The sequence below is a fragment of the Ohtaekwangia kribbensis genome (genome assembly GCF_042676245.1).
Classification (GTDB): Bacteria; Bacteroidota; Bacteroidia; order Cytophagales; family Cyclobacteriaceae; genus Ohtaekwangia; species Ohtaekwangia kribbensis.
The window spans coordinates 206314-232166 of record NZ_JBHTKA010000001.1; the positions used below are offsets into that span (position 1 = coordinate 206314).

The window sequence follows — 25853 nt, forward strand, 5'->3', positions numbered from 1 at the left end:
GCCCCAAAGTGGAGCCGTTTATTTTCTTTACTTTTTATAGATCGGTTTCAGTACTTCAAATTTACCATCGATCGGTGGTGTTTGTAAACCAAGTATATGGGCGATCAGCGGGTATACATGTATATTCTCGAATGCGCCAATGGTTTTACCTGCTTTTATATTCGGGCCTTTGGCATAAAATATACCCTGCATTTCTTTCACAACACCGGGATCGTATCCGTGCACACCAAACGCAGCAGACTGCCAATTACCAAAGCCCCGTGCTATATCCTGAATATAGTATCCCGGTTCTGCTACAATCAGTAAATCACCGGTTCTGTCATTGTTATAATACCACCGGGCCGGAAGTTCTTCACGCTTATATACTTTAAAATGGTTCTCCTGTTTCTTCAATATAGTATATAACGAATCTGCGCGCTTCGTATAAATATGTGTTTGCGTTCCACCGTTCGCAGTAATAACGGATGAATCTTTGGTGTTATATAATTTCTGCAGCGTAATGTAAGTAACTTCCTGGTCCGTCAGTCCATACATACCATGATCAGACACCAGTATAACATTTACCGGGAGCTTAACACTTTTCAATTTCTCTTCGAGATTGCCGAGCAGCGAATCTGCTTTCAATACCGTTTCTTTCAACTTGTCAGAAGCAGGTCCGGATCGATGTCCTTCCGAATCAACCAATGAAAAATACAGGGATATAAAATGTGGTCGCTCCTTCTCCGGAAGATTGAGCCATGCAATCACCTGGTCAATACGTTTGTCATTTCGTACTGATTCATCGTACGGAAGGTAGTAATTCGGATACTCCCCTTTTACGGGAGCTTCCGATCCCACCCAGAAAAATGAAGCAGAGCGTTGTCCTGCCTGTTGTGCCAGTTGCCACAGCGGTGTACCTCCATAGAAAGATGTATCGCGTACTACGCTTTTATCTTTCATGCCGTATAGTCTATGCAGTGTCGGATCGTAGAATGTATTATCTACCAGGCCGTGATGTCCCGGGTATAAACCGGTAACCAGTGTATAGTGATTCGGAAATGTCTTGCTGGGAAATGAAGGGATCAGTCCTTCAGCAGCTGTGCCTTTACGAATAAACTCTTTGAAATGCGGTGGATTGAATTTGGATACATAGTCGTACCGAAAACCATCAAACGAAACCAGTATTACGTATGGAACTTCCTTTTGTGCACAGGCAATCTTGAAAACAGAAAGCCAGAGAATAAGCACCCATGCTTTTTTCATCTCATCAAAACCAATAAATCAGTCGCGAATGTAGACCTTTTACCGGAAGAGAATAATACCGCCTGAAAAATTAGTATAAAGGTTAAGAGAAAATCACAAATCAATAATGTAGCAAACGTGTTATTACAATGGAAGTATTTTAGTGAAGCTACTGGGGTAGATCGTTACCCATCTATACGATTAGTATAACGCACCGCTTCTGCAAAAAACTGTGCCAGCACTTTACCAAGCGAAATCAGCAATAATACTTCTGAAAACGGATTTTGTTTCTGATTTTTAAATCGATTCTGCAGAATTTCAAATGTACATCTTCAGAAGCCCTGACTACGATAACGAACGAGCAGTATGAACTTAGTGAAAGAACAGGCAACAAACATCTTACTGGCAGAAGATGATGACGATGATTATTACGTATTCTCATTGGCAGTGCAGGAAGTTTCCTATACCGTAGTCCTGTCGCGTGCAGAGAACGGAGAGATACTCATGAAACTGCTGGATGAAAAAACACCCGATATACTTTTTCTGGATCTCCTGATGCCGTGTCAGGACGGACGCCAATGTCTTCGCGCCATCCGCTCGAACCAAAAATACGACCACCTGCCGGTAATTATATACTCATCCTTAACGGATCTGGTAAATGTAGAATACTGTTATCGCGAAGGATCAAACCTGTTCGTAATAAAACCCACCACCATTGGTGAGTTGAAAGATATGCTGGAGAGAATTTTATCGATCGACTGGAAGAAGACTTTATACTACCCTACCAAAGCGAAGTTTGTGTTGAACAAACTATAAGATACCACAAACATTATTTGACATGGCTAGTCTCTTAGTGGTATACACTTTTCTGATAGGCCCGGTAAACTTCACGGGCCTGTTCCAGGTGGCGCGCCTCGTGCGTAACTATGATCTCAAATGCATCGGCTAGTGTATATACTATATTTTTATTCGCTGGCGAAGACAGTGCAACACCTTTATCCAGCAGGTCACTGCTTTCGTTGATCAACTTCCTGAGGCTCGCCTGGTGCTCTTCGAATTTACGAAGTATATCTGCACCAATAGCACTGGCTGATGGCTCCCACAATGGAAAGGTTTTCATTTTGCGTTTGCGATCGGGTTGAACTGAATTCAGAATAACACGTGCAAAGAAGCGTCTCATAAAACCGATCTTGCCAATCCAGGGTACGCTATACGTATTTGCACGAATCTCCCGGATAACTGGATAATACGTTTCGTTGATCACGATAAGATGATGAACATTCTGAGCAATACTCCACGCATTAGCATGTTGCTTCCAGTTCAACTGCTCGGCCGTGAGGCTTCCAAAATCGTTTTTAAAATCTTCGGTGATGCGATCGATCCGGGTTATCCAATGCCGGGTGTCCATAATACCAGGGGTTGATTAACTACAAAGTGGCGAAATATACAATGGGAATGTTTTAAAATAAAAGCATCTGGCGCAGCACTGCGTCCCTTCGAGCGCTCGCACTATAATCATGTTGCTATACTCCCCGCGAAAAGCCCCCTGGTCGGAGCAACGCATGTGCTGTCTTAACAAATGTGTCTCTATCAACAATGCGATAAACGTGCATCACACTTTTGAAAATTGAGACATTGGTCTCTCGCGGGAACGCGTGTATTGCATAGCAAACTCGGCTCGCTCGAAATGACGGCATTATCAGCAAATGACGTACACACTGCGCACACCTTACATCTTCACGTACAATCGCTCTGCTATTTAACCATCTGTATAAAACTGTGAATTATTTTCTGTTGCTTGTATTAGAATCGCGGCCGATTCCGGTTTACCGATTTTGGAATTATTGATTTGGTCTTCTTATTAGTTGACCTGAAAAAAAAGTAAAAATTGTTCTGATGAAACACCTGGTACCTGTAGCGCTGGCATTTATGCTTGCCTTTGTATTGTTAGCCTGTAACGATGAAAAAGAACCCGATGCGGATGTAAACAAACGGTATGCACTCATACCCTACCCGCAGACGCTGGCAGCGCACGATGGAAATTTCAACATCAGCGAAGAAACTAAAATTGTTACGCACGGTTCGTTTGAGCCTGAAGTAAAACTACTGCAGGCACTGCTGAAGCAGGCTACGGGAAAAACGCTCACTGTAGGTACAGATGCAGGAAACAATACAATCGAGTTGATAACGGACACTACGCTGACGCATGCTGAAGCATATACCCTTGACGTTACCAACAACAACATAAAAATAAAAGCAAAAACAGGCACGGGTATATTTCGGGCGATTGAAACACTGCGTCAATTATTGCCGGCAGAATTTGAAGGCAACGGTGCTGCTTCATCGGAAGTAAAAGTTCCGAATACATCCATTACCGATTACCCGAAGTATGACTGGCGCGGTATGCACCTGGATGTATCGAGACACTTCTTCTCGATCGATTACCTGAAGAAATTTATAGACCTGCTCGCGCTGTATAAATTCAACAAGCTTCACCTGCATCTTACCGATGACCAGGGATGGCGCATTGAGATCAAGAAGTATCCTAAACTAACCGAGAACGGTGCATGGCGCGAGTTCAACAACCAGGATTCGGTTTGTATGAAACGCGCGAAAGACAATCCTGATTTTGTAATCGATCCGAAGCATATCAAACAACGCGATGGAAAAACGGTATACGGTGGTTTTTATACACAGGAAGAAATGCGCGGCATCATTGCGTTTGCTGCCGAGCGACACATCGATATTATTCCGGAGATTGATATGCCCGGTCACATGATGGCCGCTATACGCGAGTATCCTCAACTGGCATGTACCGGTAATGCAGCGTGGGGCAAGTTGTTCTCGACACCGATCTGTCCGTGCAACGAAGAGACCTATAAATTTGCCGAAGATGTATTCACCGAAATTTTTGAACTGTTCCCTTCTACCTATATACACCTCGGTGCTGACGAAGTTGAAAAGACTACCTGGGGACAATCGGACGCGTGCAAAGTGCTGATGAAGAAAGAAGGTCTGAAAGATCTGAATGCGCTGCAAAGTTATTTTGTAAAGCGTATGGAAAAATTCTTCAACGCGCACGGCAAAAAACTGATTGGCTGGGATGAGATCCTCGAAGGAGGTGTAACACCTTCGGCCATTGTCATGTACTGGCGTGCATGGGTACCGGAAGCTCCGATAACGGCTGCCAGGAATGGTAACAAAGTAATTATGACTCCGGGCAACCCGCTATATTTCGATTCACAACCAGATAAGCATTCGGTCTTTAATGTATACCATTTCAGTACGATACCAAAAGGACTCGACTCCCTTGCTGCGAGTAACATCATGGGCGCACAGGCGAACACCTGGACAGAATATATACCTACGGAGACGCGCGCAGACTATATGATGATGCCGCGCATGACCGCCCTGAGTGAAGTGCTGTGGACAAATCGTAATCAATACGACAACTACCTCACACGCCTTACCTATCAATACGAGCGACTTGATCGCCTGAATGTATCATACCGGTTACCTGATCTCGATGGTTTCACCGAACGAAATGTATTCGTTGACAAAGCTGTGCTGGATGTGAAGCCCCCGGTAAAAGGTTTAGCGCTGCATTACACTACGGATGGTACTCTCCCGACACTTGAATCTACCACCTTAAGCGAGCCGCTTACAATTAACAAACCGGTAACCATAAAGCTTGCAGCCTTCACCAAAGAAGGACGCAGAGGCGATGTATATACCATCCTATACGAACAACAGAATTACTCACCGGCACAAGGTGTGAAAGAAGTTAACAACGGTCTGCAGTTATCATTCTACGAAGGCTTCTTTAAAAATACCCAAAAGATAAAGGCAGATGCCGACACAACGCTTACCGTTGCTGATATCGTGGTGCCGGAAAAAATTGGTAAAGGAAGCTTTGGTCTGAAATACAGAGGCTATATCGATGTACCCCAGCAAGGCATTTACAACTTCTACTTTACCTGCGATGACGGTGGCGTACTGCGTATAGACGACCGGTTGGTTGTTGACAATGACGGCATGCATGCTCCCCTGCAGAAGAGCGGTGGCGTAGCACTTGAAAAAGGACCACACCGTTTCGAACTGGACTTTGTAGAAGGCGGTGGCGGCTTCACTCTCGATTTGAAATATAGCTTACCGGGCGATAAACCTGCTGCCATACCTGCGAGCTGGTGGAAGCTCGTGCAGTAGCGGCACGAGCTGCGAGCCGTGAGCTGCGAGAGGGAGAAAAGGTACTGACTTCTGGCCGCTGGCTGCAGAACAAAGCCTCTCGTAACAATACTTTAACCCAAACAACTCGAAAGCTGCCCGATAATCGGGTGGCTTTTTTTCTACTGGCTGCAAGCTGCTGGCCTCAGGACAAACAGCCTCTCAGCGGCTCAAGGCATGCAGCTTAAACGCCCAACGTTTCCTATAGGTAAGTATATATTTACCTGGAATCTTCCCGAAGCCGGTAGCTTGCAGCCAGCAGCCATTTCAAAGCGCATAGCTTTTCCGCGCTTCCTTCAAGATCGTGCTTATCGTCTTCACCGGCACGTCTTTCGTTGGGTCGAGGAGCATGATTTTCATGCGGGCGCGTTTCTCCTGGATGAGTAGTGGATGATCGACACCCGATCCTTCTACGATGCCGATATAGGGCTGCTTATATTTTTTGTGAATCCAGAGGTAGCAGAACATTTTGTTGTTATAGCAATAGAAAGGCATGCCGTATTTCCATTGCTCGGTGATGTGTGGATCAAATCGAAGGATCACGGAACGCAACGCCAGCATAAAACTTTTTACCGGCTCTTCCTTCTCGTGAAAATAGAGATCAATGGCTTTCACAACATTAACAGCTATACTTAAATGTAAGCATGCCATGGTGATAAATAAAAAAGGCGCAGGAAAAATTACCCGCGCCTTTCATTTTTTGTACTGCCTGTATGGTTTATTACCGGCCGTTCATAGGCATAGTAGTCTTGAAATTAATTTTTTTTACCTCGTCATTCGCAGCCAGTATCTTTTTAAGTTCGTCTTCTTCCTTGGAGGAAGTCTCTACTACGCCACTGATCTTTTCAGCCAGCAGGTCAGAGAAGAACCAGATCGAACCGGCCAGCATCGAGCTGATGAGAACGCTGGTAAAGATGGTTGGCAAGGCTACATCCCATACTTTGTAGTATAGCAGGTTGGTAGCAAACGATGCTACTGCATATACTTTGGATGGTGTAGGCTTATTGTTAAGAATGAACATCAGTATAGCAGCTTCAATGGCCAGAGCAAAGATGAATGCGTGCACCCAGTTGGCAATGGTGATGTGATACGATGCGATTTCAAAACTGAGATCGAATACACGTACCGTTTCAAAAAGGTACATCGTGTGTATGATCTGAGAGGTTATGACCAGTAAAAGCGTTAGAAATATAAAAATCTCTGAACGCAAAAAGTCAATTGCTTTCTTCATGTAGGTTTGAGGTATTATACCAGCAAAGATTACATGCGCGATTCAGACCAGAAGTTGACTATCGTACCGCGACTTGCGGATGTATGGTATTTATTCGAAATGTCATTTTTCACAAAATCGACACCCGACTGGTAACCATAAAAGTACATTTTTATCGACAGGTTTAAGTAAGTCGCGACCAACTACCAGCTCTCCTATACCCGGGTATAACTATAAACCAGTACCCTATCCGTTGTATCTTCAGCTTATGAATAATTTACATTGAAAAGATTCACGGCTTATCAAAGCATTACACTTCGCATACTATGGTTTTTCTCCCGTAGCGATCGGGTAATCATTTCTTGACCACTCGCTCCATGAACCCACGTATAGTTTCGGACCTTCTATACCTGCCTCTTTCATCGCGAGCAAGGTATGACATGCCGTAACTCCGGAGCCACAATGAACGATAACATGTTCGGGTTTACGACTACCAATCGCTTCTTTATACCGTGCCGCCAGTTCTGAGGCCGGAAGAAATTTTCCGTCAACCCCGAGGTTGGCTATATAAGGTATATTTACGGCTCCCGGTATATGACCGGCAACCTGGTCAATCGGTTCACTCTCACCACGATACCTATATGCTTCACGCACATCAATCACCAGGTAATCCGGATTTTGAACTGCATCTTTTACCGTAGCTATATCTACTACAGGCAATGCAGATTCCTGCACCGGGTAATGCGCAGTGTACGCTGGCCTGCCGGGTATCTCGGAAGTTATCGGTATACCTGCTTTCGACAATGCATCAAGTCCTCCACTTACAACAGTAACATGCTTATGACCAACCACTTTCAACATCCACCAGAAGCGCGCTGCTGCATTGGCTCCGCCTTTATCGTCATATACTATAACATGTGTATCAGGCGCTATACCCAGTGAACCGAGAAATGCTCCGAAGGTCTTCAAATCCGGTAACGGATGTCGGCCACCGTTGGCAGCGTTGGCTGATTTTTCAGAGAGCTGGGTTTCCAGATCAACAAAGTGAGCACCGGCTGCGTGGCCCGCTATATAGCGCTGGTAAGCATCGGCTCCTCCCCGCGCATCGATCAAAACGGCATCGTGTTTTTGAAGATGCGACATAACATCTTCGGCATGGAGTATATACATAACTTATACGGGTTACAGTTTCTTAATCGGTATGTTTACTTCGTTTACTTTCAATAAATTCATCCATGCGCGAGAGCAGCCTCCACCATTCGGAACCATCATCGCGCATAACACGAATGGCACCGGCACGCACGAGTATTTTTCGGAGTTCATCTTCTTCAAATCCGCCCAGGTGATTTTTCAAAGTCTCAAAAGAGCGGTCGGTAAAAGACTTGTGATTCAAAAAATGCCGGGCTGTTGTCTCGGCCATGAATTCGGTTTTGTACTCCTCCTGCTTGAGCTTTACCTCTTGGTCAAACCGTTGCTTCTGCAGTACGTAAGACGTGAGGCCGCCTACAATACCACCCACAACGGTGCCGAGTAAAGCGAGTATAGCGCTTTCCATAGTTAAGGGTAATTTGGGTCATTACTATACTAAAGGAAAATAATTGTCGCTGAATTTCCAACAGCCTGCAGGGCGCGTTATGTCATCAGTCAATTCCAAGATCATTTACAATGCTGTGCGTCAGGCGAAGTTCATCCACCGGTATACCTACTGAGTCACTTACAATCCCGATGATAATCATCTCGATATCGCGCTTGCTGCATAAAGCATGTACATCTATGAATTTCCGGTGGTTCATGGCGAGTATCCAATGCACCAGGTCGCCTAGGGTACCCTGTGATAATCTCTTCTCTTTTCTAAAGAACGAAAGTATCTGAATTTTCATACTTCTTTTTTCCGGATCGATATCCGCGGAGGCAAGTGGAGGTAACTGCACATCAAAATCCTGTTCGATCATCTTCCAGGTATTTTTCAATCTGGTGGCCGGTATCAACTCACCGATCTGCTTCTGAGGATAAAAATCCCGGGAAGACATCTCCAGTTTATTCTCGAAATATATACGCAGTTTATAGAACAACACTCTTGATTTACAGACTTCCGATGGATTGACCTTCACTTTACTATAAACACAATCAGCAAAATCCTGCAAGGTATATATCTTCGCTGCCTCCGGATCAGGAATATGTATATCAAAATGTTTCTCTACATCGATCAATAGCGCAACACTGTCCAGTCCCATTTGAGTTATTTGTTTACTGATGTTGTTCTACCAACGTCAGAGCCTTGTAGAAATTTTTCCTGTCAGCCTGCAGTCGTAGCATATCATTGACGTTGAACTTCGGGAACCGGCTTGCTTTACCTTCCAACATTGTGATAAAATCGGCCCAGGTTTTATTGAACGTTTCATTTGCTGAGGTCACTCCCTTCTTATCGCACAACCAATCGCGTGCCGCCAGCGCTATACCAAAACTTATACTTTCTATAGCCGTGATCGATAACCTCTCTGCTTTCTTTACCTGGTCGGTTATATACTCTTCGAGCACTTTCACTTCTACATCCAGCAAGGTTAAGGCGAAGATGAGGTGCTCGCAGTAACTGGCATTATACTTCATAAGCTGAATAAGATCCTCCTCCAACTCTGTTCTACCACTGAGACCAATAATCCATGCAGCTACTTTTGCCGGGCGCCACGATGACTTGAGCATGATGGAAAGCTGGGCATTGTCTAATTCGCGGGACAGGAGTTTCAGGTTCCTGAAAAGATCGGGAGCTTTTTCAGGCTCTCTGATGAAGTTGGCGTTCATCAGTAACAGGTAGTATGGTTCAACATACTTCGGATGAAAAGTATAGTCGATCATCGCGATCGTGAATGTATATACCAATATCGAGAGCGGGCGCGAGAACCGCAAAAGTTTCTTACTGATTTTCGGATTAATGTATCCGGACTATTCTTAATTCTTCTTCCGACCTTTACTTTCAGTGAGGGTTTTCTCGGGTATAAAGTCTTTCGGAGAGCATCCCATTTCCTGCGCCAGTTTGTTGAGGTGATTGAGATTATATTTACTGGCAGAATCCTGACTTTCGATCTGCCCTATAAATCCGCGGGAAGCGTTCAGAAACATAGCTATATCATCCTGCGTCAGTTTTTTCTTCAGGCGCAATTCTTTCACCTTATCGATTACTTCTATTTCGAATTTGGATTTTTTTGCCATTAAGAATGAAGAATATAGTAATACACAAAGCCAGAAAAAACATCAGGATTTATTCAGCAAGCGGAGAATCCGACATCAATTGTAAGATCATGCAATATATGGCAAGTGCCTCAATAACTATAGCAAATATAAACCGGAGGTGCCTCACTACTAAAGTCAAATCATCAGCCTCACCAGATTGTTTAAACTCCCGCAGGCTTTGCCATTGAATAAAGATCAATCCTGGTATTAAAAGAAATGCAAGTAAAAGATTTAGCAGTAGCGTTTCCACGACAATCCTTTGCGCGCAGCACTTATTTAGTCCTAACCTTTACTACAGCCTGATGTACCGCTGCAAACAATGCTATCCGTTGCTGGTTGAGCTTCAACCCTATAGCAGAAGCTTTCTCGGGTATATGATTGGCGATCATCCAGCGCATCACTTTTATTTTATACTTCGGGAAGTTCTTATCAATCCTCTCCTTGACAACTTTTGTAAAGATCTCGAATACTATAAATCCGATCACGATCGAAAGTATCCATTCCAGGTTACTGAAAGTGGCTTTATCAACAACAGTCTTCTTCGCGGTTAAGCCCCACAGGTTCTTTATACTTCGCGTTTCAAAGAACCTCGACACCAAACTACTTGCCGACATACCAATAAGAAAACCGGCAAAATTACCGGTGAGCTGATCGTACAGGTATCGCAGTATTACTTTGCCACTCAAAAACTTTTTCATGATCCCATCAATGAAGCCATACATACGCAGAAGCCTCAAGAGGTAATTCACATCTCGATCTTCTTCATTTTTAGCGCCCCTCACTACTCGCTGCATCCCTCCATGTAAATCTTGTCGATCGTTCTGGCAATCAGAGTAAATTTGATGTTACCGAAATAACTCACCTATGAAAAGGATAACCTTACTCTGTATCGGCCTCGTGCTGCTGTCTGCTGCTATACATGCGCAGTCGTTTAACGCACGGCCGCAAGGCACACAAAAACCTCCGCTGCATGGCAAACACTGGATGGCCATTACCGGTAAACCGCTGGCGGCTACGGCTGGCGCGATGACATTCCAGAAAGGCGGCAACGCCATAGATGCTGCATGTGCCATGCTCGCTGCCACATGTACCATGTGGGACGTACTGAGCTGGGGTGGCGAAACGCAGGCACTCATCTATAATCCCAAGACTGGTAAAGTAATCGCGATCAATGCGCTGGGCGTTGCACCCACCGGGGCTACTCCTGAATTCTACAAAGGTAAAGGCATGCAATACCCTCCGGAGTTCGGACCGCTTGCTGCAGTAACACCCGGTACTCCCGGTGGACTCTGCACCATGTTAGCAGAGTATGGAACGATGAGTCTGAAAGATGTACTCGCTCCTGCGATGCAAATGGCCGAAGGTTACCCGATTGAAGCACAGACTGCGAACAGCATTGAACGCAATAAAGCATTGATCAAAGAATGGCCTTACTCTAAAGCTGTATTTCTTCCGCACCTGGGTAAAGATCGCGAAGCACCCGTAGCGGGCGAAGTATTTAAGCAAGCTGACCTGCTGCAAACTTTACAAAAGATGGTTGATGCTGAACAACAGGCACTCAAGAAAGGCAAGAGTCGTAAGGAAGCTATATATGCTGCTTATGATCGGTTCTACAAAGGAGATATAGCCAAAGAATTTGTGCGTGGCTGTAAGGAACAAGGCGGTCTTATTACCGAGCAAGACCTTGCCACATGGAAGGTAAAAATTGAAGAACCGCTATCGGTAAATTATAAAGGCATTGAAGTATATAAATTACAACAGTGGACACAAGGCCCTGCGATGTTGCAGGCGCTTAACATCCTCGAGAATTTTGATCTGAAAGCAATGGGGTATAATTCTGCGAAATATATACATACTCTATACCAAAGCATGAACCTCGCTTTCGCGGATCGCGATTTCTACTATGGCGATCCTGCCTTTACACCGGAAGAACCCATTAAAGGTTTACTCTCCAAAGAATATGCAAAAGCGCGTGCTAAAGAAATAAACTGGGAACGTAACAACGCGAAGGCTGCCCCGGGCGATCCGTATCCGTTCGAGGGTAAAGTAAATCCATTTGCTGACCTGATGAAGAACTGGAACCAGGCAAGTCTCCTGCACGAAGACAATACTATAAATGAAAAATATCTGGCAGATTTTAAGATGGGCACTACCTCTGTAGAAGCTGCTGATAAAGATGGATGGGTTGTATCAATCACGCCAAGTGGAGGCTGGGTACCGGCATGTATAGCAGGCAAGACCGGTGTTGGTATGAGTCAGCGCATGCAGTCGTTCGTATTGGACGCGAAACAAAATCCGTTCAATGTACTCGAGCCGGGTAAACGTCCGCGGGTAACATTAACACCGGGTATGGCTCTGAAGAATGGTAAACCATTCCTGTCGTTCGCAGTGCAAGGCGGCGATAGTCAGGACCAGGATTTACTGCAATGTTTTTTGAATGTTGTTGAATTCGGCATGACGATACAGGAAGCTGTTGAAGCAGCAAACATTGTGAGTTACCAGATGCGATCTTCGTTCGGTAATCACGACAGCAAAGCGGGCTCAGTAATGCTCAATACACAAACTCCGAATTATGTAATGAAAGAGTTACGCCAGATGGGCTATAGCATTGGTCTTGATGAACGCACGGCCGGCCCGATCAACGCTATATATTTCGATTGGGAACACGGAACCTTCTGGGGCGGATCGAGCAACCATGGTGAGGATTATGGGATTGGCTGGTAGCGGATGAGCTGCGAGCCTCGAGACTTTAGGGCTAGTTGCAGGCTGCTGGCTTCGGGATAAACAGCCAGGGGCTTGTGGCTTGAAGCCTGTAGCTAAATGAAAAATCCAATTGCGTTCCGGATATATTCCTTTACGCAATTGGATTTTGAATTTCTATCGAAGTGCTGTAACGAAACGATTACAGGCGTGGGCTTTGGGCTTCAAGACAAACAGCCAGGGGCTTGTAACCTGAAGCCAGTAAGCTAAACAACTAAGTCGCCCAAGTCTTGCCGTTGCCTGCTTCCGCTAATGGAAGGCAGCCTTTGTACGAGCCGGGTACCGCTACGTATTGCAGTACTTGTGTTGCTCCTACTTCGGAGGTAAAGAAGCCAAGCATGGTGAGTTCTTTGGTAGTCATGATGAAAGGCCGGTATGCCGGGGCATTCTCGCTTTTATCTTTTACTACTTCGTCATGCAGTTTCTTTACAAATGCAGTTTGTGTTTCTGGCGACAGTTCGATGAACGGATCACCGTGTTCTTTTTCTGCTGCTTCGTTAAATGCTTTCAGACTGTTCAGGTATTTATCCTGTTCTTCTTTCGAATATACATCCTTCAGCATCAGGTCTATGAAGCCCGGTACACCAACTTCTTTTGCGCCCGGAGTATCGGTTTTCGGAATAATGATATCCGCTACCTGCGTGATCAATATACCTTGTTCCTCTGATAAGAAAACAGGTTTCCAGTCGATGGTTGGTTTAGCGGTACATCCTTTGAGCACACCCATAATGGCTGGTGCGGAAATTACTCCTCCCATGATCCAGGCAGTGCGTCTTAATGCTTCTCTACGATCCATACTATATAGTTTTTTGATCTGTTGAATTAAATGTTTTTAAATGCTCATCAGAGGTTCTGCTTCTTCAGCTCGCTTACCGCGTGGTCTACCGCGCGTGCAGTAAGTGCCATATAGGTAAGTGAAGGGTTCTGACAAGCAGCAGACGTCATTGCCGATCCATCGGTAACATATACGTTCTTACAAGCGTGCACCTGGTTGAACTTGTTCAGTACCGATGTCTTTGGATCTTTACCCATGCGCGCTGTACCCATTTCATGTATACCTAAACCTATACCGATCTTATTGTCGTAAGTACCAACGTTCTTATAACCGGCAGCTTCAAGCATTTCAGCCGCATCAGCAGCCATATCCTTACGCATTTTATATTCGTTGTCTTTCAGGTCAGCATCGAATGTAAGCGTTGGTAAGCCGTACTTGTCTTTCTTGTCTTTGTTCAGTGTTACCTTGTTATCGTGGTACGGTAATATTTCACCAAAACCACCCATACCAATCGTCCATCCGCCTGGTTTACCTACGGCATCTTTCAGTTCGGCACCGATGCTTAATTCAGCAACGAGGTTCTGCCATCCCTGGCGGCTTGCACCACCCTGGTAACCGAAGCCACGCAGGTAATCGCGCTTGTCGCTGCCTACGTTACGGTAACGTGGTATATAGAAACCATTCGCTCTTCTTCCGAAGTAGTATTTGTCTTCAAAGCCATCTACGGTTGCAAATGCACCAACACTCAGGTGGTGGTCCATAATGTTGTGACCAAGTTCTCCACTGTCGTTACCGAAACCATTCGGGAAGCGGCTGGAAATCGAGTTCATCATAATGAATGTTGAACCGAATGTTGAAGCGCAAAGGAAAATTACTTTTGCATAGAACTCTACCTGCTCACCGGTTTCAGCATCAAGCACTTTAACACCAGTAGCTTTACCAGCTTTTTCATCGTAGATCAATTCATGAACGATGGAGTTCGGTCGCAATGTCATGTTACCAGTCTTCTCAGCAGCCGGTAATGTTGATGACACACTGCTGAAGTATCCACCATACGGACATCCACGCGCGCACAGGTTTCTGAACTGGCAGGTGCCTCGTTGCGGGCTGTGCGGTAGCGGTGCCGTTGCGTGCGCGGTACGACCAATGGTCAACGCACGACCTCCGAATTTACTGGATACTTTATCTTTCAGATCGAGCTCAACACAGTTCAGCTCCATGGGCGGTAAGAACTTACCATCAGGAAGTTGTGCGAGTCCATCTTTATTTCCACTTACACCAATATAGCTTTCTACATAGTCATACCACGGAGCAAGATCAGCGTAACGAATCGGCCAGTCAACAGCAACGCCATCTTTCGCGTTAGCTTCAAAGTCCATCGGGCTCCAGCGGTAACTCTGGCGTCCCCACATGATCGAACGACCACCTACGTGGTAGCCACGCATCCAGTCGAAACGTTTTACTTCGGTGTATGGGTTTTCAAGATCGTTCACAAACCAGTGCTTGGTATCCTGACGAATGGTATACCCTGTTCTGGCCTGAACGCCTTGTTGTTTCAAATCTTCCTGGGTAGGTTTTCCGGCATACGGCAGATCCCACGGATCCTTTGTGGCTGTTGGATAATCCGGATGCTTCACCATCCGCCCACGTTCCAGTACCAATGTTTTTAATCCCTTTTCGGTGAGCTCCTTTGCAGCCCAACCACCACTGATACCAGTGCCTACCACAATAGCATCGTATGTGTTCTTCTTCTCAGCTTCTGTATTGAGATTCATGATCGGTTTAAGATTTTTCCAAAAATATACTATTCAATCGATTTCTTCTGCAAATTATATCAACGGCAAAATATTATTATCTGCTGTCCGCTGATCGTTTTGGGATAACTGATTCGTAATCAGAGCCGTTTTCAATTCACTATTTCAGACAATTCAAGCCAGCGCATGGTCTTGGCATCGATGTCACCCGCTATCTGCTGCATCTGTTGCCCCCACTCCTGCAGTTGTTTATGATCGGTGCTTCCCGAGTTGATCAGGGTTGAAAGCTCTTCTTTCTTCTTCTCGAGTCCTTCGATCTCTGCCTGAAGTTTCTCGTATTCCTGCTTCTCTTTAAAAGTTGCTTTGCGTTTCTCGGTGGTAACGACTACAGGCACTTCTTCTTTTACGGCAGGCTTCGATGCTTTCGGTGATGCCTCCATCGCTTCCTGTTCTTCTACCCAATCGCGATAATCAGAATAGTTACCGTTGAAGAGACGAATGTTACCATCGCCTTCAAACACAAAGAGTTGATTTACGAGATGGTCCATAAAGTAACGATCGTGCGACACCAGTAACAAACATCCGCTGAACTTGTCGAGGAAGTCTTCCAATACATTTAAAGTATCGATATCAAAATCGTTGGTTGGTTCATCAAGTATCAGGAAGTTAGGGTTCGTTATTAACAGCTTGAGTAACTGCAAACGCTTTTTCTCACCACCACTCAGTTTATTAATATAGTTATACTGTTTATCCGGAGGGAACAGGAATGAATCCAGGAACTTGGAAGCTGAAACCTGCGAACCATCCGACAGTGTAATGAACTCGGCAATGGACTTCACTTCTTCGATCAACCGGTTATTCGGGTTGAGCGATATAGCTTCTTGTGTAAAGTATCCGTACTTCGTTGTAACTCCGGGATTTATCTCGCCTGAATCAGGCTTGATCTTTCCGGTAAGCATATCGAGGAAGGTAGATTTACCCACACCGTTTTTACCCACAACACCAATGCGATCGTTCTTCTTGAATACATACGAGAAGTCGTTTACGATTGGCAGCGCTCCGTATTTTTTAGTGATGTGTTCCACTTCCAGGATCTTCCCTCCTTGTCGCGCTTCCTTAATATCGAGTTCAAGTTTTTCTTTACGTAAATCCTGTGAAGCCTTCTCTTGCAGATCGTAAAATGCTTCGATGCGATATTTAGCTTTGGTACCTCGCGCCTTCGGTTGCCTGCGCATCCAGTCGAGTTCTTTCTTTAAAAGGTTCTTCGCTTTTGATACTTCTGCTTTCAAAATCTCTTCACGCTGATCTTTCTTTTCGAGGTAATAGGCATAGTTGCCTTTATAGCGGTATAACTGACCACGGTCGAGTTCAATGATCTCGGTAGCAACATTATCGAGGAAGTATCGATCGTGCGTTACCATGATGAGTGTGATGTTCGCGCCTGACAAATAATTTTCCAGCCACTCGATCGCAGAAAGATCCAGGTGGTTGGTAGGCTCATCCATGATGATGAGGTCAGGCTCCTGCAATAACAATTGCGCGAGGAATATCCGCTTTTTCTGTCCACCGGAAAGCGCTCCGAATTTTTTATCGAAGTCGGGTACACCAAGCTTTTCAATTACTTCGTGAACCTTCGCTTCATAGTCCCACGCCTTCAGTTCTTCCATGCGCTCGAGTACAGCTTGCATGCGCTCGGGGGTTGTGTCGGGATGATGAATGCAATCTTCATATTCTTTTACGACACGTGCTATTTCGTTGGAGTCGCTGAAGAGTACATCTTTCACGGTAAGATTTTCATCAACACTAGGTTGCTGTGTAAGGTAGCCGAGACGTATACCCTGGCGTAAACTTACTTTACCGCCATCGGGTTGAATTTCTCCTGTAAGTATCTTTAACAAAGTAGATTTGCCAACACCGTTGTTTCCAACAAAGGCAAACTTTTCGCCCTGCGCTATACCGAGCGTAACATCTTTGAAGAGCCAACGGTCGTTAAAAGTCTTGGCGATTGATTCTGCTGATAAGTAATTCAAGAATATAGATATTTAAGGTGGCAAAGGTAGATTAAAAAAGCACACATGCACATTAAAAAATACACACAGCACAACGCATGGCATGTCAGCAAATTACTCCTTTCATCAAAAGTAGTACGGTCGCTTCTTTAAACTTTAGGATCTTGGAATTTTCAAACTCTAACCTCTTATGATGCACCGAAGCATTTTCATTTTTCTTTTCCTCTTCGCGTTCAATACATACGCGCAGCAACCTGCCCGACTGAATGTGATCGCGTATTACTCCGCAGGCCCTGAACAGGTAGATAACCTTCCGGCAGAAAAACTTTCGCATATCATCTTCAGCTTCTGCCATCTTACAGGCAACAAACTCACGGTTGATAATCGCAGGGATTCAACAACCATCACGAAGCTGGTGAACCTGAAGAAGCGTAACCCGAAACTGAAAGTAATTCTTTCGCTCGGTGGCTGGAGCGGATGCCCGTCATGCTCGGATGTATTCTCGACTGATGCCGGAAGAAAAGAATTTGCACAGTCGGTTCTTCAACTCAATCAAAAATTCAAGTCGGATGGAATTGATCTCGACTGGGAGTACCCGACCATCGAAGGATACCCGGGACATAAATATACCCTGGAAGATAAACCGAACTTCACGGCACTGGTTCGCGAGCTTCGTAAAGTACTGGGTCCTAAATATGAAGTAAGCTTTGCTGCCGGTGGATTCCAGAAGTTCCTCGAAGAATCAGTTGACTGGAAAGAAGTGATGAAAGAAGTTGATCGCGTGAACCTGATGACATACGACCTTGTCAACGGATACTCTACTGTAACAGGCCATCACACGGCTCTATACTCTACACCTCAACTTCGTGAGTCAACCGACAATTGTGTTCAGTACCTGTTGAAGATCGGTGTACCGGCTAACAAACTTGTTATTGGTGGAGCGTTCTATGGAAGAATGTGGGAAGGTGTTGTGGCAACCAACAACGGTCTATACCAGTCTGGTAAATTTAAAGCAGGTGTTGATTTTAAAAACTTCGACAAGCAGATCTCCGAAGAAAAAGGATTTGTAAAGTATTGGGATGATGTAGCAAAAGCTCCGTATGCCTATAATGCTGCTGAAAAATTATTCATTACGTACGATGACAAACGCTCCCTTGCTTTAAAGACGCAATATGCAATCGACCAGAAACTCGATGGCATTATGTTCTGGGAGCTTTCGCTTGATACAGACAAAGACGGCTTGCTCGATGCCATTGTAAAGACTGTTGATGCTGCCCAGAAAGGCAAACCTCAAAAAGCAAAAGCAGGCAAGAAGAAATAGTATACGCGCGATTTCAGGTTGCTCTCCGTAAAATTACGGAGCACACTTTACGAATATAACCCACACCTGTATCAGTAAACTATGGATTGTACAGGCGGGTGTGTATAGTGAAATTTGTTCCCAAGTAAAACGAATCATTTTTATTTGGGTTAAAATGATTGTAAGCGCAGGCAGCAATGCTTGCGCTTTATTTTTTTAGGGTCCCAGCTCTGCCCCTGAGAACGCCGTTAGTGCGTAAATGTAGTTGAGAAGTTGCTCCATGGATGCGCAAGCAGAACATAATTACAAAGCCACGAGCAAGCAACCCGATGGATGTGAGAACAAGGATGCACTACGCTCAACCGGTCTTTGCTGTGCATACACCTGACTTGTAATGTTGACAGCGGAATTACAACCGGCCGTGCCTGTTTCGTGAAAAGCGTAATCAAAAGATGCACCGATACGGAGTGGAACCGCTTTTTAAAGAGGTGGAATGATATCCAACAAAGCAAATTGCTTCATACCTTTGGTATATCAAAAGACGCTAACATCATGAAAAAAATATTGGGCGCTATACTTGTTCTGGCGATTGCATTTTCTGCCTGCAACAGTAATAAAGCTGCATACAAAACCGCGAACGGAAAGAAGAAACTGAAACACTATAATAAGCTTCAGTATGGCGAACGTAAAACGTTCAACCAATAGATCAATGCTCCGTTCGGAAACACTTCCGCATTTATTTATGAGTCTTTAAGAGTAAACGTTAAAGACAAAAACATTACGTCAATCGGAAATAAAGTATTTTTTCAGAAATGCTTTCTGAATATACATCACGCAGGTCTCAGGCCTGCGTGAATAGTTTCCGGGTACCCTGTTGACCGTCAGAGTATATTTTACGAAAGGCCTCGTCTTCCTAATTTACAGTTCAGCTAAACTTATACTTCGCCTTAAAACTCCTGATCGCTTTTTCAAGATCCGCTTTATTCTCCAGAAACGGCATATGTCCTACACGACTTTCATAGAGCATGCTATTCGGAAAGTGCACGCCTTTGTAGTGCTGCGGGCCAATAGACCAGTCGTTGGTACCATAGAAAAATAATACAGGTAACTTGATGCGCGCGGTACTCTTCCGGTAATCATTCCAATAGTCATTTATACCGAGAGCGGCTGCGCTGAAATCACCATTCCAGTTTGGAATTTCAGTATAGGTTGCATCCAGTGTTTTGGCATTATCCGGTGAGGCGAATGCCATCTTCCAGATCAGTTCTTTCTGCCGAAGTATACCAATAGCATCCATCAATCTTTTAACCACAGCCACTGTATCGCCTGTTGCCGGCATCGGGTTCTTTACACCTGCAAATTCATATGCCTTGGGAATCCAGCTCTCGCGAAAACTGTCATGGAGACTCAGCGTACAGTTAATCATTAACAAGCCCTGTATAGATTGCTGATATCGCCCAACATAATCCATTTGCAAAACGCCTCCGAATGAATGTCCCAGTGTTAGCCACTGTTTGATGCCCAGGGCCTGTCGCACTTCTTCAAAGTCCTTTGCTACACGGTCGATTGCAAAATTATGATCCTTCGGACTTGACGATCTGCCAACCCCACGCTGATCGAGGTAAATCATTTGAAAATGTTGTTCGAGTTGGTCGCCATATAACTTCTCGAGCCAGTAACTTCCGGCACCGGGACCACCATGTATATATAAACAGGGCTGTCCTTTACCCTTTACTTTTACATAGAGCGAAACGCTATCCGAAGTAAGAATATAGCGCTCCTGCGCGCGCGCAGTAAATAGCAAGGTAAACAGAGCAGCAAGTGTACAGAGTCTCTTCATAGGAGTTGGTTGGTCTTTACAACGTACAAGCTACCGGCCGCAATCAACACCCCTGGTATAGCTATACATTTACAAGGAAAGATAGAGAATCTTTACCGAATAACATCCGCATGCTATAGCTCGATTTCATCCACATCCAGGAATCAGAACATGCTCGTAACCCCCATCCATTATGCATCTTTCGCCACCGCAACAATTCACATCATTATGTGAGCCGGGTGTCGTTTTTATACTATGAACAACCGTGCTTTTGGCATAACTTCATAGCAGAAAGACACTTACCCCCTCCTATTATGAAAACCCACCCGATCATCCTCACGATGTCGATTCTTCTTTGCTGCACTACCGGCAAGAAGAATGACGAACAGCTCAAAAGTGAACTGGCAGCCATTGAACTTACGCGTGGAGAGATAACACTTTGCAGTTCAGGAACCGATCAGTTCGGAACCGTATCATTCAGTCAGTCCTGTTCCGAAAAAACACGACCGGATTTTAACCTCGCGATCGCGCTACTGCATTCTTTCGAGTATACCGAAGCGGAGAAAGTTTTTGTTAAAGTTATCGATCAGGATCCGCAATGTGTAATGGCCTATTGGGGTGCTGCCATGAGTAACTTTCATCCGTTGTGGTCGCCTCCTTCTCCGACAGAACTTGAGAAGGGCGCCAAGATTATTACCCTGGCCCGCTCGATCATCACCGACAAAGAAAGCCGTGAGTCTGATTACCTGGAAGCAATCGCCACTATATACGATCAGTGGAATACGCTCGACCACCGCACACGCCTGCTGAAATTTGAAAAAGCATCGCAGGCATTGTATGAGAAATATACCGATGATGACGAGGCCGCTATATTTTATGCGCTCGCACTCGGTGCTGCCTCCGACCCTACCGACAAAACCTTTCAAAAGCAGAAAAAAGCCGGAGAAGTTTTAAACAAGATATTCGAAAACAAACCTACCCACCCGGGTATAGCGCACTATATCATTCACAACTACGACTATCCAGAGCTTGCAGCGTTAGCCCTACCCGCAGCACGCAAGTATGCGTCCATCGCGCCTGCATCCGCGCATGCGCAGCACATGCCTTCGCACATCTTTACACGACTCGGCCTTTGGGATGAATCGATACAATCCAATATAGCGTCTGTTACGGCTGCACAGTGTTATGCACAAAAGTCGGGTATAAAAGGACATTGGGATGAAGAACTGCACGGTCTAGACTACCTGATGTATGCCTATCTGCAGAAAGCGAATGATGAAAAAGCGCTGGAACAGGTACGCTACCTGCAAACCATCAAAGAAGTGTTCCCGGTAAATTTCAAAGACGCTTACTCGTTTGCCTCTATGCCGGCTCGCTATGCATTGGAGCGAAAGGACTGGGCTGCTGCTGCATCCCTTCAACCGGAGCCTTCGGACTTTCCGTGGGAGAAATTTCCATGGGAGAAAGCTAATATATACTTTGCCCGCATACTCGGTGCTGTACACGAGAATAAAGTAAACGATGCGAAGAAAGACCTGGAACAACTGAAAGCACTTCACGCTGCACTGGTGCAGGCTAAAGAAAACTATAAATCCAATCTCGTACTCATCCAGGTAAAAGCTTCCGATGCCTGGATCAGATTGGCGGAAAGAAAAAAAGATGAAGCACTCACGTTGATGACAGAGGCTGCTGACATGGAAGATGCAACTGCGAAGCACCCGGTAACACCCGGAGAAATTATACCTGCACGCGAACTTCTGGGCGACATGTATTTACAAACCGGCAATCCGCAGCGTGCCTTGCAGGTATATGAAGAAGACCTGAAGCGGCACCCGAATCGTTTCAATGGTATATATGGTGCTGCTGTGGCTGCTCAAAAATCAGGAGATGCTGCAAAAGCTAAACAATTCTCGGAGCAGTTGGAGGCTTTGGCGGGGCAGGGAAATAAGAGGGTGTTGTTAGTGGGGTTGTGAGGTCAGGAGTAAGAAGTACGTTTTGGGAGGTGGACTTTTAACTTGATAGGTTGTAATGGACATACATAGGAACATTAAATATACCTATATTTAGTTTATGAAACTTCATAAGTTAAGCCCTATACTTTGGACGAAGGACCTACAGGCGACTATTGCTTTTTATGAATCAGTGCTGGGATTTAAGGGAACCAGTGGTTTTCCGAATTTTGTCTCATTGAATCGTGAGGATGTCGAGATCATGTTTATTGTTCCGCAGGATGAACCGGAAGATTGCAAAGATCCGGATGATCGTGAACCGTTCTTCCCCAAGCCGCTTGTAACCGGGAGTCTTTATATCGTTACAGAACCGGTGGATGAACTGTGGGAATCTGTAAAAGACAAAGCAACGATCAAGACTCCGCTCGAAGATCGTGAATACTATATGCGCGACTTTTCAATACTGGATAACAATGGCTACGAGCTTGTGTTCGGACAGCACTTTAAGTGTGATTGATAACGACTGATATGAAGCCTTTATCAATAAAGAAGGACGGAGCGATACTCCGTCCTTCTTCGTTATAATTACAGAGTATATCTTAATGGTTAGGCGCTGTCGAGGTTACGCGTACAGGACCATTTACAAGTGTACCATCAAAATTGCTGGGCGATAAATCAAATACAGTGTTGCCGGATGGTTCATCGAAATTCCAGTATCCGATCAGGCTGCTTTCATTGCCTGTCAACAATTGATTTTTATATTGATTGATCTCGGTTACAGTAAGAGATTTACTCCATACCGATACATCATCGATTGTGCCTTTGAAGAAATAGTTTACACTGTTAATGGATTTCTTACCGATCTTCGCAGTAGCCGGGTCGTTGGTGCTCATGGTATTTTGAGAATCACCGGTAACAGCGCCTCCTATATTTACGCCATCGATGTATAGCGTAACATTATCTACACCACTAAGAACAGCCGTCACATACTTCCAACCGGTATTGATATTGCCTACGTTCGCAGATCTTCCTCTTCTGTATAACGGATTGTTTCCTCCGAGGCCGTCACCATACTCAGCAAACAGGTGTGTGCTGGTAGCGGCAAACCAGAAACCTTTATAGTCTGTGAGGTGGTCTTGTGTAACAAATATAGGTGAGGTATCGGTTTTGGTTGAATCAATCTTTACCCATGCTGACACACTGATCGGGAATGTAGTGGTGTTCAGGATATCATTCAGCTCAATGTAATCGTTGGTACCGTCCAATGTTATTGCACCGTTGATACAATGATTCGGTGCGCTGGATGCTACCCGTTGTGCTCCTCCATTAATAACACCATCATAATTGTTCGGTGATGCATCCTGCACGGTTGTCCCGCCATTTTCATCAAAGTTCCAGTACGCGATCAAGTTGGTTTCACTTCCTGTAGGATTCTGATTCATATACTGGTTTATCTCGGTAACACTAAGCGATTTACTCCATACCGATACATCATCAATAAGTCCTTTAAAGTAGTAAGTAACACCGTTGATAAACTTCTTGCCAATTTTTGCAGTTGCAGGATCATTCGTGCTCATGGTATAAGTAGAGCTGCCGGTTATTGCACCACCTATATCTACACCATCAATATATAGTTTAACATCGTTTACACCGTTGAGAACAGCCGCTACATATTTCCAGCCGTTGTTCATCACACCAACATTGGCAGATCTTCCTTTTCGGTAAGCAGGGTTATTTCCACCACGACCATCGCCATATTCAGCGAACAGATGTGTACCGGTAGCTGCAAACCAGAAGCCTTTATAGATGGTGCTGTGATCCTGTGTTACAAATATAGGTGACGTAGTAGATTTCGTTGAGTCTACATTTACCCATGCCGCCACACTGATGGGAAACGTTGTTGTGTTCATAATGTCGCCCAAGTCAATGTAATCATCAACGCCATCCAGGAGTATAGCGCGGTTATTACACGATGGAGGCACAAGTCTGGCAGAAGCCAGGGCAGACGGATTGGCAACATCATTGGGTGAAGGGATAGCATCTTGTTTATCGATCTGTACATCTTCGCAGGATGTAACAACCAACAACGCGATACAAATAAGGGAGTACAAATGCTTAAATGAATTTGTCATAACGTTTTTGATAGAATAGTAGGTTTGAAAGTAAATCTTGATTAAAACTAACAGACAGCGCGTGAGCAACTTGCTATACTATAGCACAAGTTGTCCTTCAGCGAACATTCCTGGAATATTCCTGGTAAAGGGTAAAGAGTTTGTTTGTCGTTTTTCTTGCTAACATTTTTAATGTACAACTATATACGAAGGCTAAAAGTCAACACGTATAGATTGAGATACGGTGAATGACTCCAAAAACTATTTCAATAACGCATGTATTTCTGAATGACGTATAGAAAAGGCAAACTTTAATTTTACAGGTATATATAAATGTATGCTTACAAAAATTACTATACCAACTAGAAGCTATTCAACACTTTAAATAATCAAACCTAAAAAGATGTTCAAACGCGAGATATACAATCGGTCAACGGGTGGGCTATTGCCGATTTTTTTTATTGAATATTTACATACTCTTCAGCAACATCGTGCCGGATTTAAAATAAAAAAGGGCCGCGCGAAGCAGCCCTCTTATAAAGAAAGTCTATATATACATCAGAACTTACCGTTGTTGTTCTTCCATTCTGTCTGAGCAGGAATCGGCTCAATCGTATCCCAATGTTCAGCTATCTTGCCATTTTCAACCCGGAAAAGATCATAGAACGAATTGTGCTGGCCGGCCAGGTGACCTTCGCTCACTACGAGCACAAAATTACCTTCCCCTAATACTTTATGGATCTTGCTATACTTCATTGTAATTCCTTGCTTGGCCCACTCGGTCAGTGCTTTACCCAGTCCGGAAAGCTGATCCGGAATCAGTGGATTATGCTGAATATAGTTGTCACCGTTGAAGTATCCGGCAAGCTTTTCCATTTTACCGTTCACCAGTATATCTTCTACAAACTGTTTCACCAGTTTCTTGTTCTCTTCTGTCTTGTTCAGGTCGGTTGATACGGCCGGGCCATCAATCATAGTATGACCACTTGGATTAGGTTTTGCAGTTTCCTGCAGGTTGTCCCAATGTTCAACGATCAATCCATTTTCAAAACGAAAAATATCAAATCCGATTTTTGGTCCGAAGAAATTATAGTCTGTATGTGTAAATACAAATTCGCCGTCTTCAAAAGCACGTACGGTGTTTACTTTCGCAGAATTAGGAGGCAAAGCTTTCAGCAACGCACCGAAACCTGCCAGGCCATCGGCAGCTCCGAGGTTATGCTGAATATATTTGTTGGGATTAATATACCCTACTGGCTCTGGCGCGCCTGTCTCAATGGATTTCAGTAACGCTACTACTTTTTCTTTCTTTGTCATTGTTTCTGTTTTTACGGTTGGAGAATTCTTTACAGTCTGGGCGCGCTCTTTCTTCTGGGCTATAGCGGAAGCAGCAACCAGTAAAAGGGATACCAGCACGAATAATGTTTTTGATTTATAGTTCATATCGTATGGATTACGATACAAAGGTGCCGTAACGCACTGCGCTACAAAAG

Annotated in this window: 23 protein-coding genes; 7 read left to right on the top strand and 16 right to left on the bottom strand. The window is 44.7% G+C overall.

Going from position 1 to position 25853, the window contains the following annotated elements:
• Positions 1-27 precede the first annotated feature (27 nt).
• Positions 28-1242 carry an alkaline phosphatase family protein gene (locus ACFQ21_RS00935; RefSeq protein WP_377573504.1) on the bottom strand — a complete coding sequence of 405 codons (1215 nt, stop codon included), beginning with the start codon at positions 1240-1242 and terminating at the stop codon, positions 28-30.
• A 345-nt stretch (positions 1243-1587) separates the two neighbouring features.
• Between ACFQ21_RS00935 and ACFQ21_RS00940 the strand changes: the two genes are divergently transcribed.
• The gene (locus ACFQ21_RS00940) at positions 1588-2037 is read left to right on the top strand and encodes a response regulator (RefSeq protein ID WP_377573506.1); all 450 of its coding nucleotides are present in this window, start codon (positions 1588-1590) and stop codon (positions 2035-2037) included.
• A 34-nt stretch (positions 2038-2071) separates the two neighbouring features.
• On the opposite strand, the gene ACFQ21_RS00945 is transcribed toward ACFQ21_RS00940, so the two are convergent.
• Positions 2072-2629: a DinB family protein gene (locus ACFQ21_RS00945; RefSeq protein ID WP_377573509.1), complete on the bottom strand. Its 558-nt coding sequence runs from the start codon at positions 2627-2629 to the stop codon at positions 2072-2074.
• Between the two features lie 488 nt (positions 2630-3117).
• On the opposite strand from ACFQ21_RS00945, the gene ACFQ21_RS00950 reads away from it, so the two are divergent.
• Positions 3118-5427: a family 20 glycosylhydrolase gene (locus tag ACFQ21_RS00950; protein WP_377573512.1), complete on the top strand. Its 2310-nt coding sequence runs from the start codon at positions 3118-3120 to the stop codon at positions 5425-5427.
• A gap of 285 nt (positions 5428-5712) precedes the next feature.
• Here ACFQ21_RS00950 and ACFQ21_RS00955 read toward each other — a convergent pair whose 3' ends face one another.
• The 8 genes from ACFQ21_RS00955 to ACFQ21_RS00990 form a co-directional block, all read right to left on the bottom strand.
• Positions 5713-6096: a DUF1801 domain-containing protein gene (locus ACFQ21_RS00955; protein WP_377573514.1), complete on the bottom strand. Its 384-nt coding sequence runs from the start codon at positions 6094-6096 to the stop codon at positions 5713-5715.
• A 70-nt stretch (positions 6097-6166) separates the two neighbouring features.
• Positions 6167-6676: a hypothetical protein gene (locus tag ACFQ21_RS00960; RefSeq protein WP_377573517.1), complete on the bottom strand. Its 510-nt coding sequence runs from the start codon at positions 6674-6676 to the stop codon at positions 6167-6169.
• A gap of 303 nt (positions 6677-6979) precedes the next feature.
• Positions 6980-7825, bottom strand: a complete 846-nt coding sequence (locus ACFQ21_RS00965) for a sulfurtransferase (RefSeq protein WP_377573519.1) — start codon at positions 7823-7825, stop codon at positions 6980-6982.
• Between the two features lie 22 nt (positions 7826-7847).
• On the bottom strand, positions 7848-8210 hold the full coding sequence (locus tag ACFQ21_RS00970) for a hypothetical protein (RefSeq protein ID WP_377573522.1): 363 nt from the start codon (positions 8208-8210) through the stop codon (positions 7848-7850).
• A gap of 85 nt (positions 8211-8295) precedes the next feature.
• Positions 8296-8889 carry an acyl carrier protein gene (locus ACFQ21_RS00975; RefSeq protein ID WP_377573524.1) on the bottom strand — a complete coding sequence of 198 codons (594 nt, stop codon included), beginning with the start codon at positions 8887-8889 and terminating at the stop codon, positions 8296-8298.
• Between the two features lie 13 nt (positions 8890-8902).
• Positions 8903-9559: a DUF6000 family protein gene (locus ACFQ21_RS00980; protein ID WP_377573527.1), complete on the bottom strand. Its 657-nt coding sequence runs from the start codon at positions 9557-9559 to the stop codon at positions 8903-8905.
• A gap of 42 nt (positions 9560-9601) precedes the next feature.
• Positions 9602-9862, bottom strand: a complete 261-nt coding sequence (locus ACFQ21_RS00985) for a helix-turn-helix domain-containing protein (protein ID WP_377573530.1) — start codon at positions 9860-9862, stop codon at positions 9602-9604.
• A 293-nt stretch (positions 9863-10155) separates the two neighbouring features.
• Positions 10156-10581: a hypothetical protein gene (locus ACFQ21_RS00990; RefSeq protein ID WP_377573533.1), complete on the bottom strand. Its 426-nt coding sequence runs from the start codon at positions 10579-10581 to the stop codon at positions 10156-10158.
• Positions 10582-10747: 166 nt separating this feature from the next.
• Between ACFQ21_RS00990 and ACFQ21_RS00995 the strand changes: the two genes are divergently transcribed.
• Positions 10748-12607: a gamma-glutamyltransferase family protein gene (locus ACFQ21_RS00995; protein ID WP_377573536.1), complete on the top strand. Its 1860-nt coding sequence runs from the start codon at positions 10748-10750 to the stop codon at positions 12605-12607.
• A 250-nt stretch (positions 12608-12857) separates the two neighbouring features.
• On the opposite strand, the gene ACFQ21_RS01000 is transcribed toward ACFQ21_RS00995, so the two are convergent.
• The 3 genes from ACFQ21_RS01000 to ACFQ21_RS01010 all read right to left on the bottom strand — a co-directional run bounded on the left by ACFQ21_RS01000 (position 12858) and on the right by ACFQ21_RS01010 (position 17202).
• Positions 12858-13439 carry a gluconate 2-dehydrogenase subunit 3 family protein gene (locus tag ACFQ21_RS01000; protein WP_377573539.1) on the bottom strand — a complete coding sequence of 194 codons (582 nt, stop codon included), beginning with the start codon at positions 13437-13439 and terminating at the stop codon, positions 12858-12860.
• Positions 13440-13486: 47 nt separating this feature from the next.
• Positions 13487-15193: a GMC oxidoreductase gene (locus tag ACFQ21_RS01005; protein WP_377573542.1), complete on the bottom strand. Its 1707-nt coding sequence runs from the start codon at positions 15191-15193 to the stop codon at positions 13487-13489.
• Positions 15194-15324: 131 nt separating this feature from the next.
• Entirely contained in the window at positions 15325-17202 is a 1878-nt protein-coding gene (locus tag ACFQ21_RS01010; RefSeq protein ID WP_377573545.1) for an ABC-F family ATP-binding cassette domain-containing protein, read from the bottom strand.
• Between the two features lie 169 nt (positions 17203-17371).
• On the opposite strand from ACFQ21_RS01010, the gene ACFQ21_RS01015 reads away from it, so the two are divergent.
• Both ACFQ21_RS01015 and ACFQ21_RS01020 read left to right on the top strand, forming a co-directional pair.
• Positions 17372-18502, top strand: coding sequence for a glycoside hydrolase family 18 protein (locus ACFQ21_RS01015; RefSeq protein WP_377573547.1), 1131 nt, complete (start codon positions 17372-17374; stop codon positions 18500-18502).
• A gap of 531 nt (positions 18503-19033) precedes the next feature.
• The gene (locus ACFQ21_RS01020) at positions 19034-19186 is read left to right on the top strand and encodes a hypothetical protein (RefSeq protein WP_377573550.1); all 153 of its coding nucleotides are present in this window, start codon (positions 19034-19036) and stop codon (positions 19184-19186) included.
• Positions 19187-19406: 220 nt separating this feature from the next.
• Here ACFQ21_RS01020 and ACFQ21_RS01025 read toward each other — a convergent pair whose 3' ends face one another.
• A complete protein-coding gene (locus ACFQ21_RS01025; protein WP_377573553.1) occupies positions 19407-20321 on the bottom strand; it encodes an alpha/beta fold hydrolase in 915 nt (304 codons plus the stop codon).
• Positions 20322-20614: 293 nt separating this feature from the next.
• Here ACFQ21_RS01025 and ACFQ21_RS01030 point away from each other — a divergent pair, with 293 nt between their 5' ends.
• Together ACFQ21_RS01030 and ACFQ21_RS01035 are read left to right on the top strand one after the other, a co-directional pair.
• Positions 20615-22273 carry a tetratricopeptide repeat protein gene (locus tag ACFQ21_RS01030; protein WP_377573556.1) on the top strand — a complete coding sequence of 553 codons (1659 nt, stop codon included), beginning with the start codon at positions 20615-20617 and terminating at the stop codon, positions 22271-22273.
• A 97-nt stretch (positions 22274-22370) separates the two neighbouring features.
• The gene (locus tag ACFQ21_RS01035) at positions 22371-22766 is read left to right on the top strand and encodes a VOC family protein (protein WP_377573558.1); all 396 of its coding nucleotides are present in this window, start codon (positions 22371-22373) and stop codon (positions 22764-22766) included.
• An 82-nt stretch (positions 22767-22848) separates the two neighbouring features.
• Here the strand turns inward: ACFQ21_RS01035 and ACFQ21_RS01040 are convergent, their stop codons facing one another.
• Positions 22849-24381 carry a LamG domain-containing protein gene (locus ACFQ21_RS01040; protein WP_377573561.1) on the bottom strand — a complete coding sequence of 511 codons (1533 nt, stop codon included), beginning with the start codon at positions 24379-24381 and terminating at the stop codon, positions 22849-22851.
• Between the two features lie 537 nt (positions 24382-24918).
• On the bottom strand, positions 24919-25803 hold the full coding sequence (locus ACFQ21_RS01045; RefSeq protein WP_377573563.1) for a nuclear transport factor 2 family protein: 885 nt from the start codon (positions 25801-25803) through the stop codon (positions 24919-24921).
• Between the last annotated feature and the right edge of the window lie 50 nt (positions 25804-25853).

What these genes read in the sequence shown, in the direction of transcription:
- ACFQ21_RS01020 (WP_377573550.1), top strand. Translation starts at nt 19,034, where the DNA reads ATGAAAAAAATATTGGGCGCTATACTTGTTCTGGCGATTGCATTTTCT.
- ACFQ21_RS01025 (WP_377573553.1), bottom strand. Translation starts at nt 20,321, where the DNA reads ATGAAGAGACTCTGTACACTTGCTGCTCTGTTTACCTTGCTATTTACT.
- ACFQ21_RS00985 (WP_377573530.1), bottom strand. Translation starts at nt 9,862, where the DNA reads ATGGCAAAAAAATCCAAATTCGAAATAGAAGTAATCGATAAGGTGAAA.
- ACFQ21_RS00960 (WP_377573517.1), bottom strand. Translation starts at nt 6,676, where the DNA reads ATGAAGAAAGCAATTGACTTTTTGCGTTCAGAGATTTTTATATTTCTA.
- ACFQ21_RS00970 (WP_377573522.1), bottom strand. Translation starts at nt 8,210, where the DNA reads ATGGAAAGCGCTATACTCGCTTTACTCGGCACCGTTGTGGGTGGTATT.
- ACFQ21_RS01000 (WP_377573539.1), bottom strand. Translation starts at nt 13,439, where the DNA reads ATGGATCGTAGAGAAGCATTAAGACGCACTGCCTGGATCATGGGAGGA.
- ACFQ21_RS00950 (WP_377573512.1), top strand. Translation starts at nt 3,118, where the DNA reads ATGAAACACCTGGTACCTGTAGCGCTGGCATTTATGCTTGCCTTTGTA.
- ACFQ21_RS00935 (WP_377573504.1), bottom strand. Translation starts at nt 1,242, where the DNA reads ATGAAAAAAGCATGGGTGCTTATTCTCTGGCTTTCTGTTTTCAAGATT.
- ACFQ21_RS01040 (WP_377573561.1), bottom strand. Translation starts at nt 24,381, where the DNA reads ATGACAAATTCATTTAAGCATTTGTACTCCCTTATTTGTATCGCGTTG.
- ACFQ21_RS00955 (WP_377573514.1), bottom strand. Translation starts at nt 6,096, where the DNA reads ATGGCATGCTTACATTTAAGTATAGCTGTTAATGTTGTGAAAGCCATT.
- ACFQ21_RS00945 (WP_377573509.1), bottom strand. Translation starts at nt 2,629, where the DNA reads ATGGACACCCGGCATTGGATAACCCGGATCGATCGCATCACCGAAGAT.
- ACFQ21_RS00995 (WP_377573536.1), top strand. Translation starts at nt 10,748, where the DNA reads ATGAAAAGGATAACCTTACTCTGTATCGGCCTCGTGCTGCTGTCTGCT.
- ACFQ21_RS00965 (WP_377573519.1), bottom strand. Translation starts at nt 7,825, where the DNA reads ATGTATATACTCCATGCCGAAGATGTTATGTCGCATCTTCAAAAACAC.
- ACFQ21_RS01030 (WP_377573556.1), top strand. Translation starts at nt 20,615, where the DNA reads ATGAAAACCCACCCGATCATCCTCACGATGTCGATTCTTCTTTGCTGC.
- ACFQ21_RS01035 (WP_377573558.1), top strand. Translation starts at nt 22,371, where the DNA reads ATGAAACTTCATAAGTTAAGCCCTATACTTTGGACGAAGGACCTACAG.
- ACFQ21_RS01045 (WP_377573563.1), bottom strand. Translation starts at nt 25,803, where the DNA reads ATGAACTATAAATCAAAAACATTATTCGTGCTGGTATCCCTTTTACTG.
- ACFQ21_RS00940 (WP_377573506.1), top strand. Translation starts at nt 1,588, where the DNA reads ATGAACTTAGTGAAAGAACAGGCAACAAACATCTTACTGGCAGAAGAT.
- ACFQ21_RS00975 (WP_377573524.1), bottom strand. Translation starts at nt 8,889, where the DNA reads ATGGGACTGGACAGTGTTGCGCTATTGATCGATGTAGAGAAACATTTT.
- ACFQ21_RS01015 (WP_377573547.1), top strand. Translation starts at nt 17,372, where the DNA reads ATGATGCACCGAAGCATTTTCATTTTTCTTTTCCTCTTCGCGTTCAAT.
- ACFQ21_RS01005 (WP_377573542.1), bottom strand. Translation starts at nt 15,193, where the DNA reads ATGAATCTCAATACAGAAGCTGAGAAGAAGAACACATACGATGCTATT.
- ACFQ21_RS00990 (WP_377573533.1), bottom strand. Translation starts at nt 10,581, where the DNA reads ATGAAAAAGTTTTTGAGTGGCAAAGTAATACTGCGATACCTGTACGAT.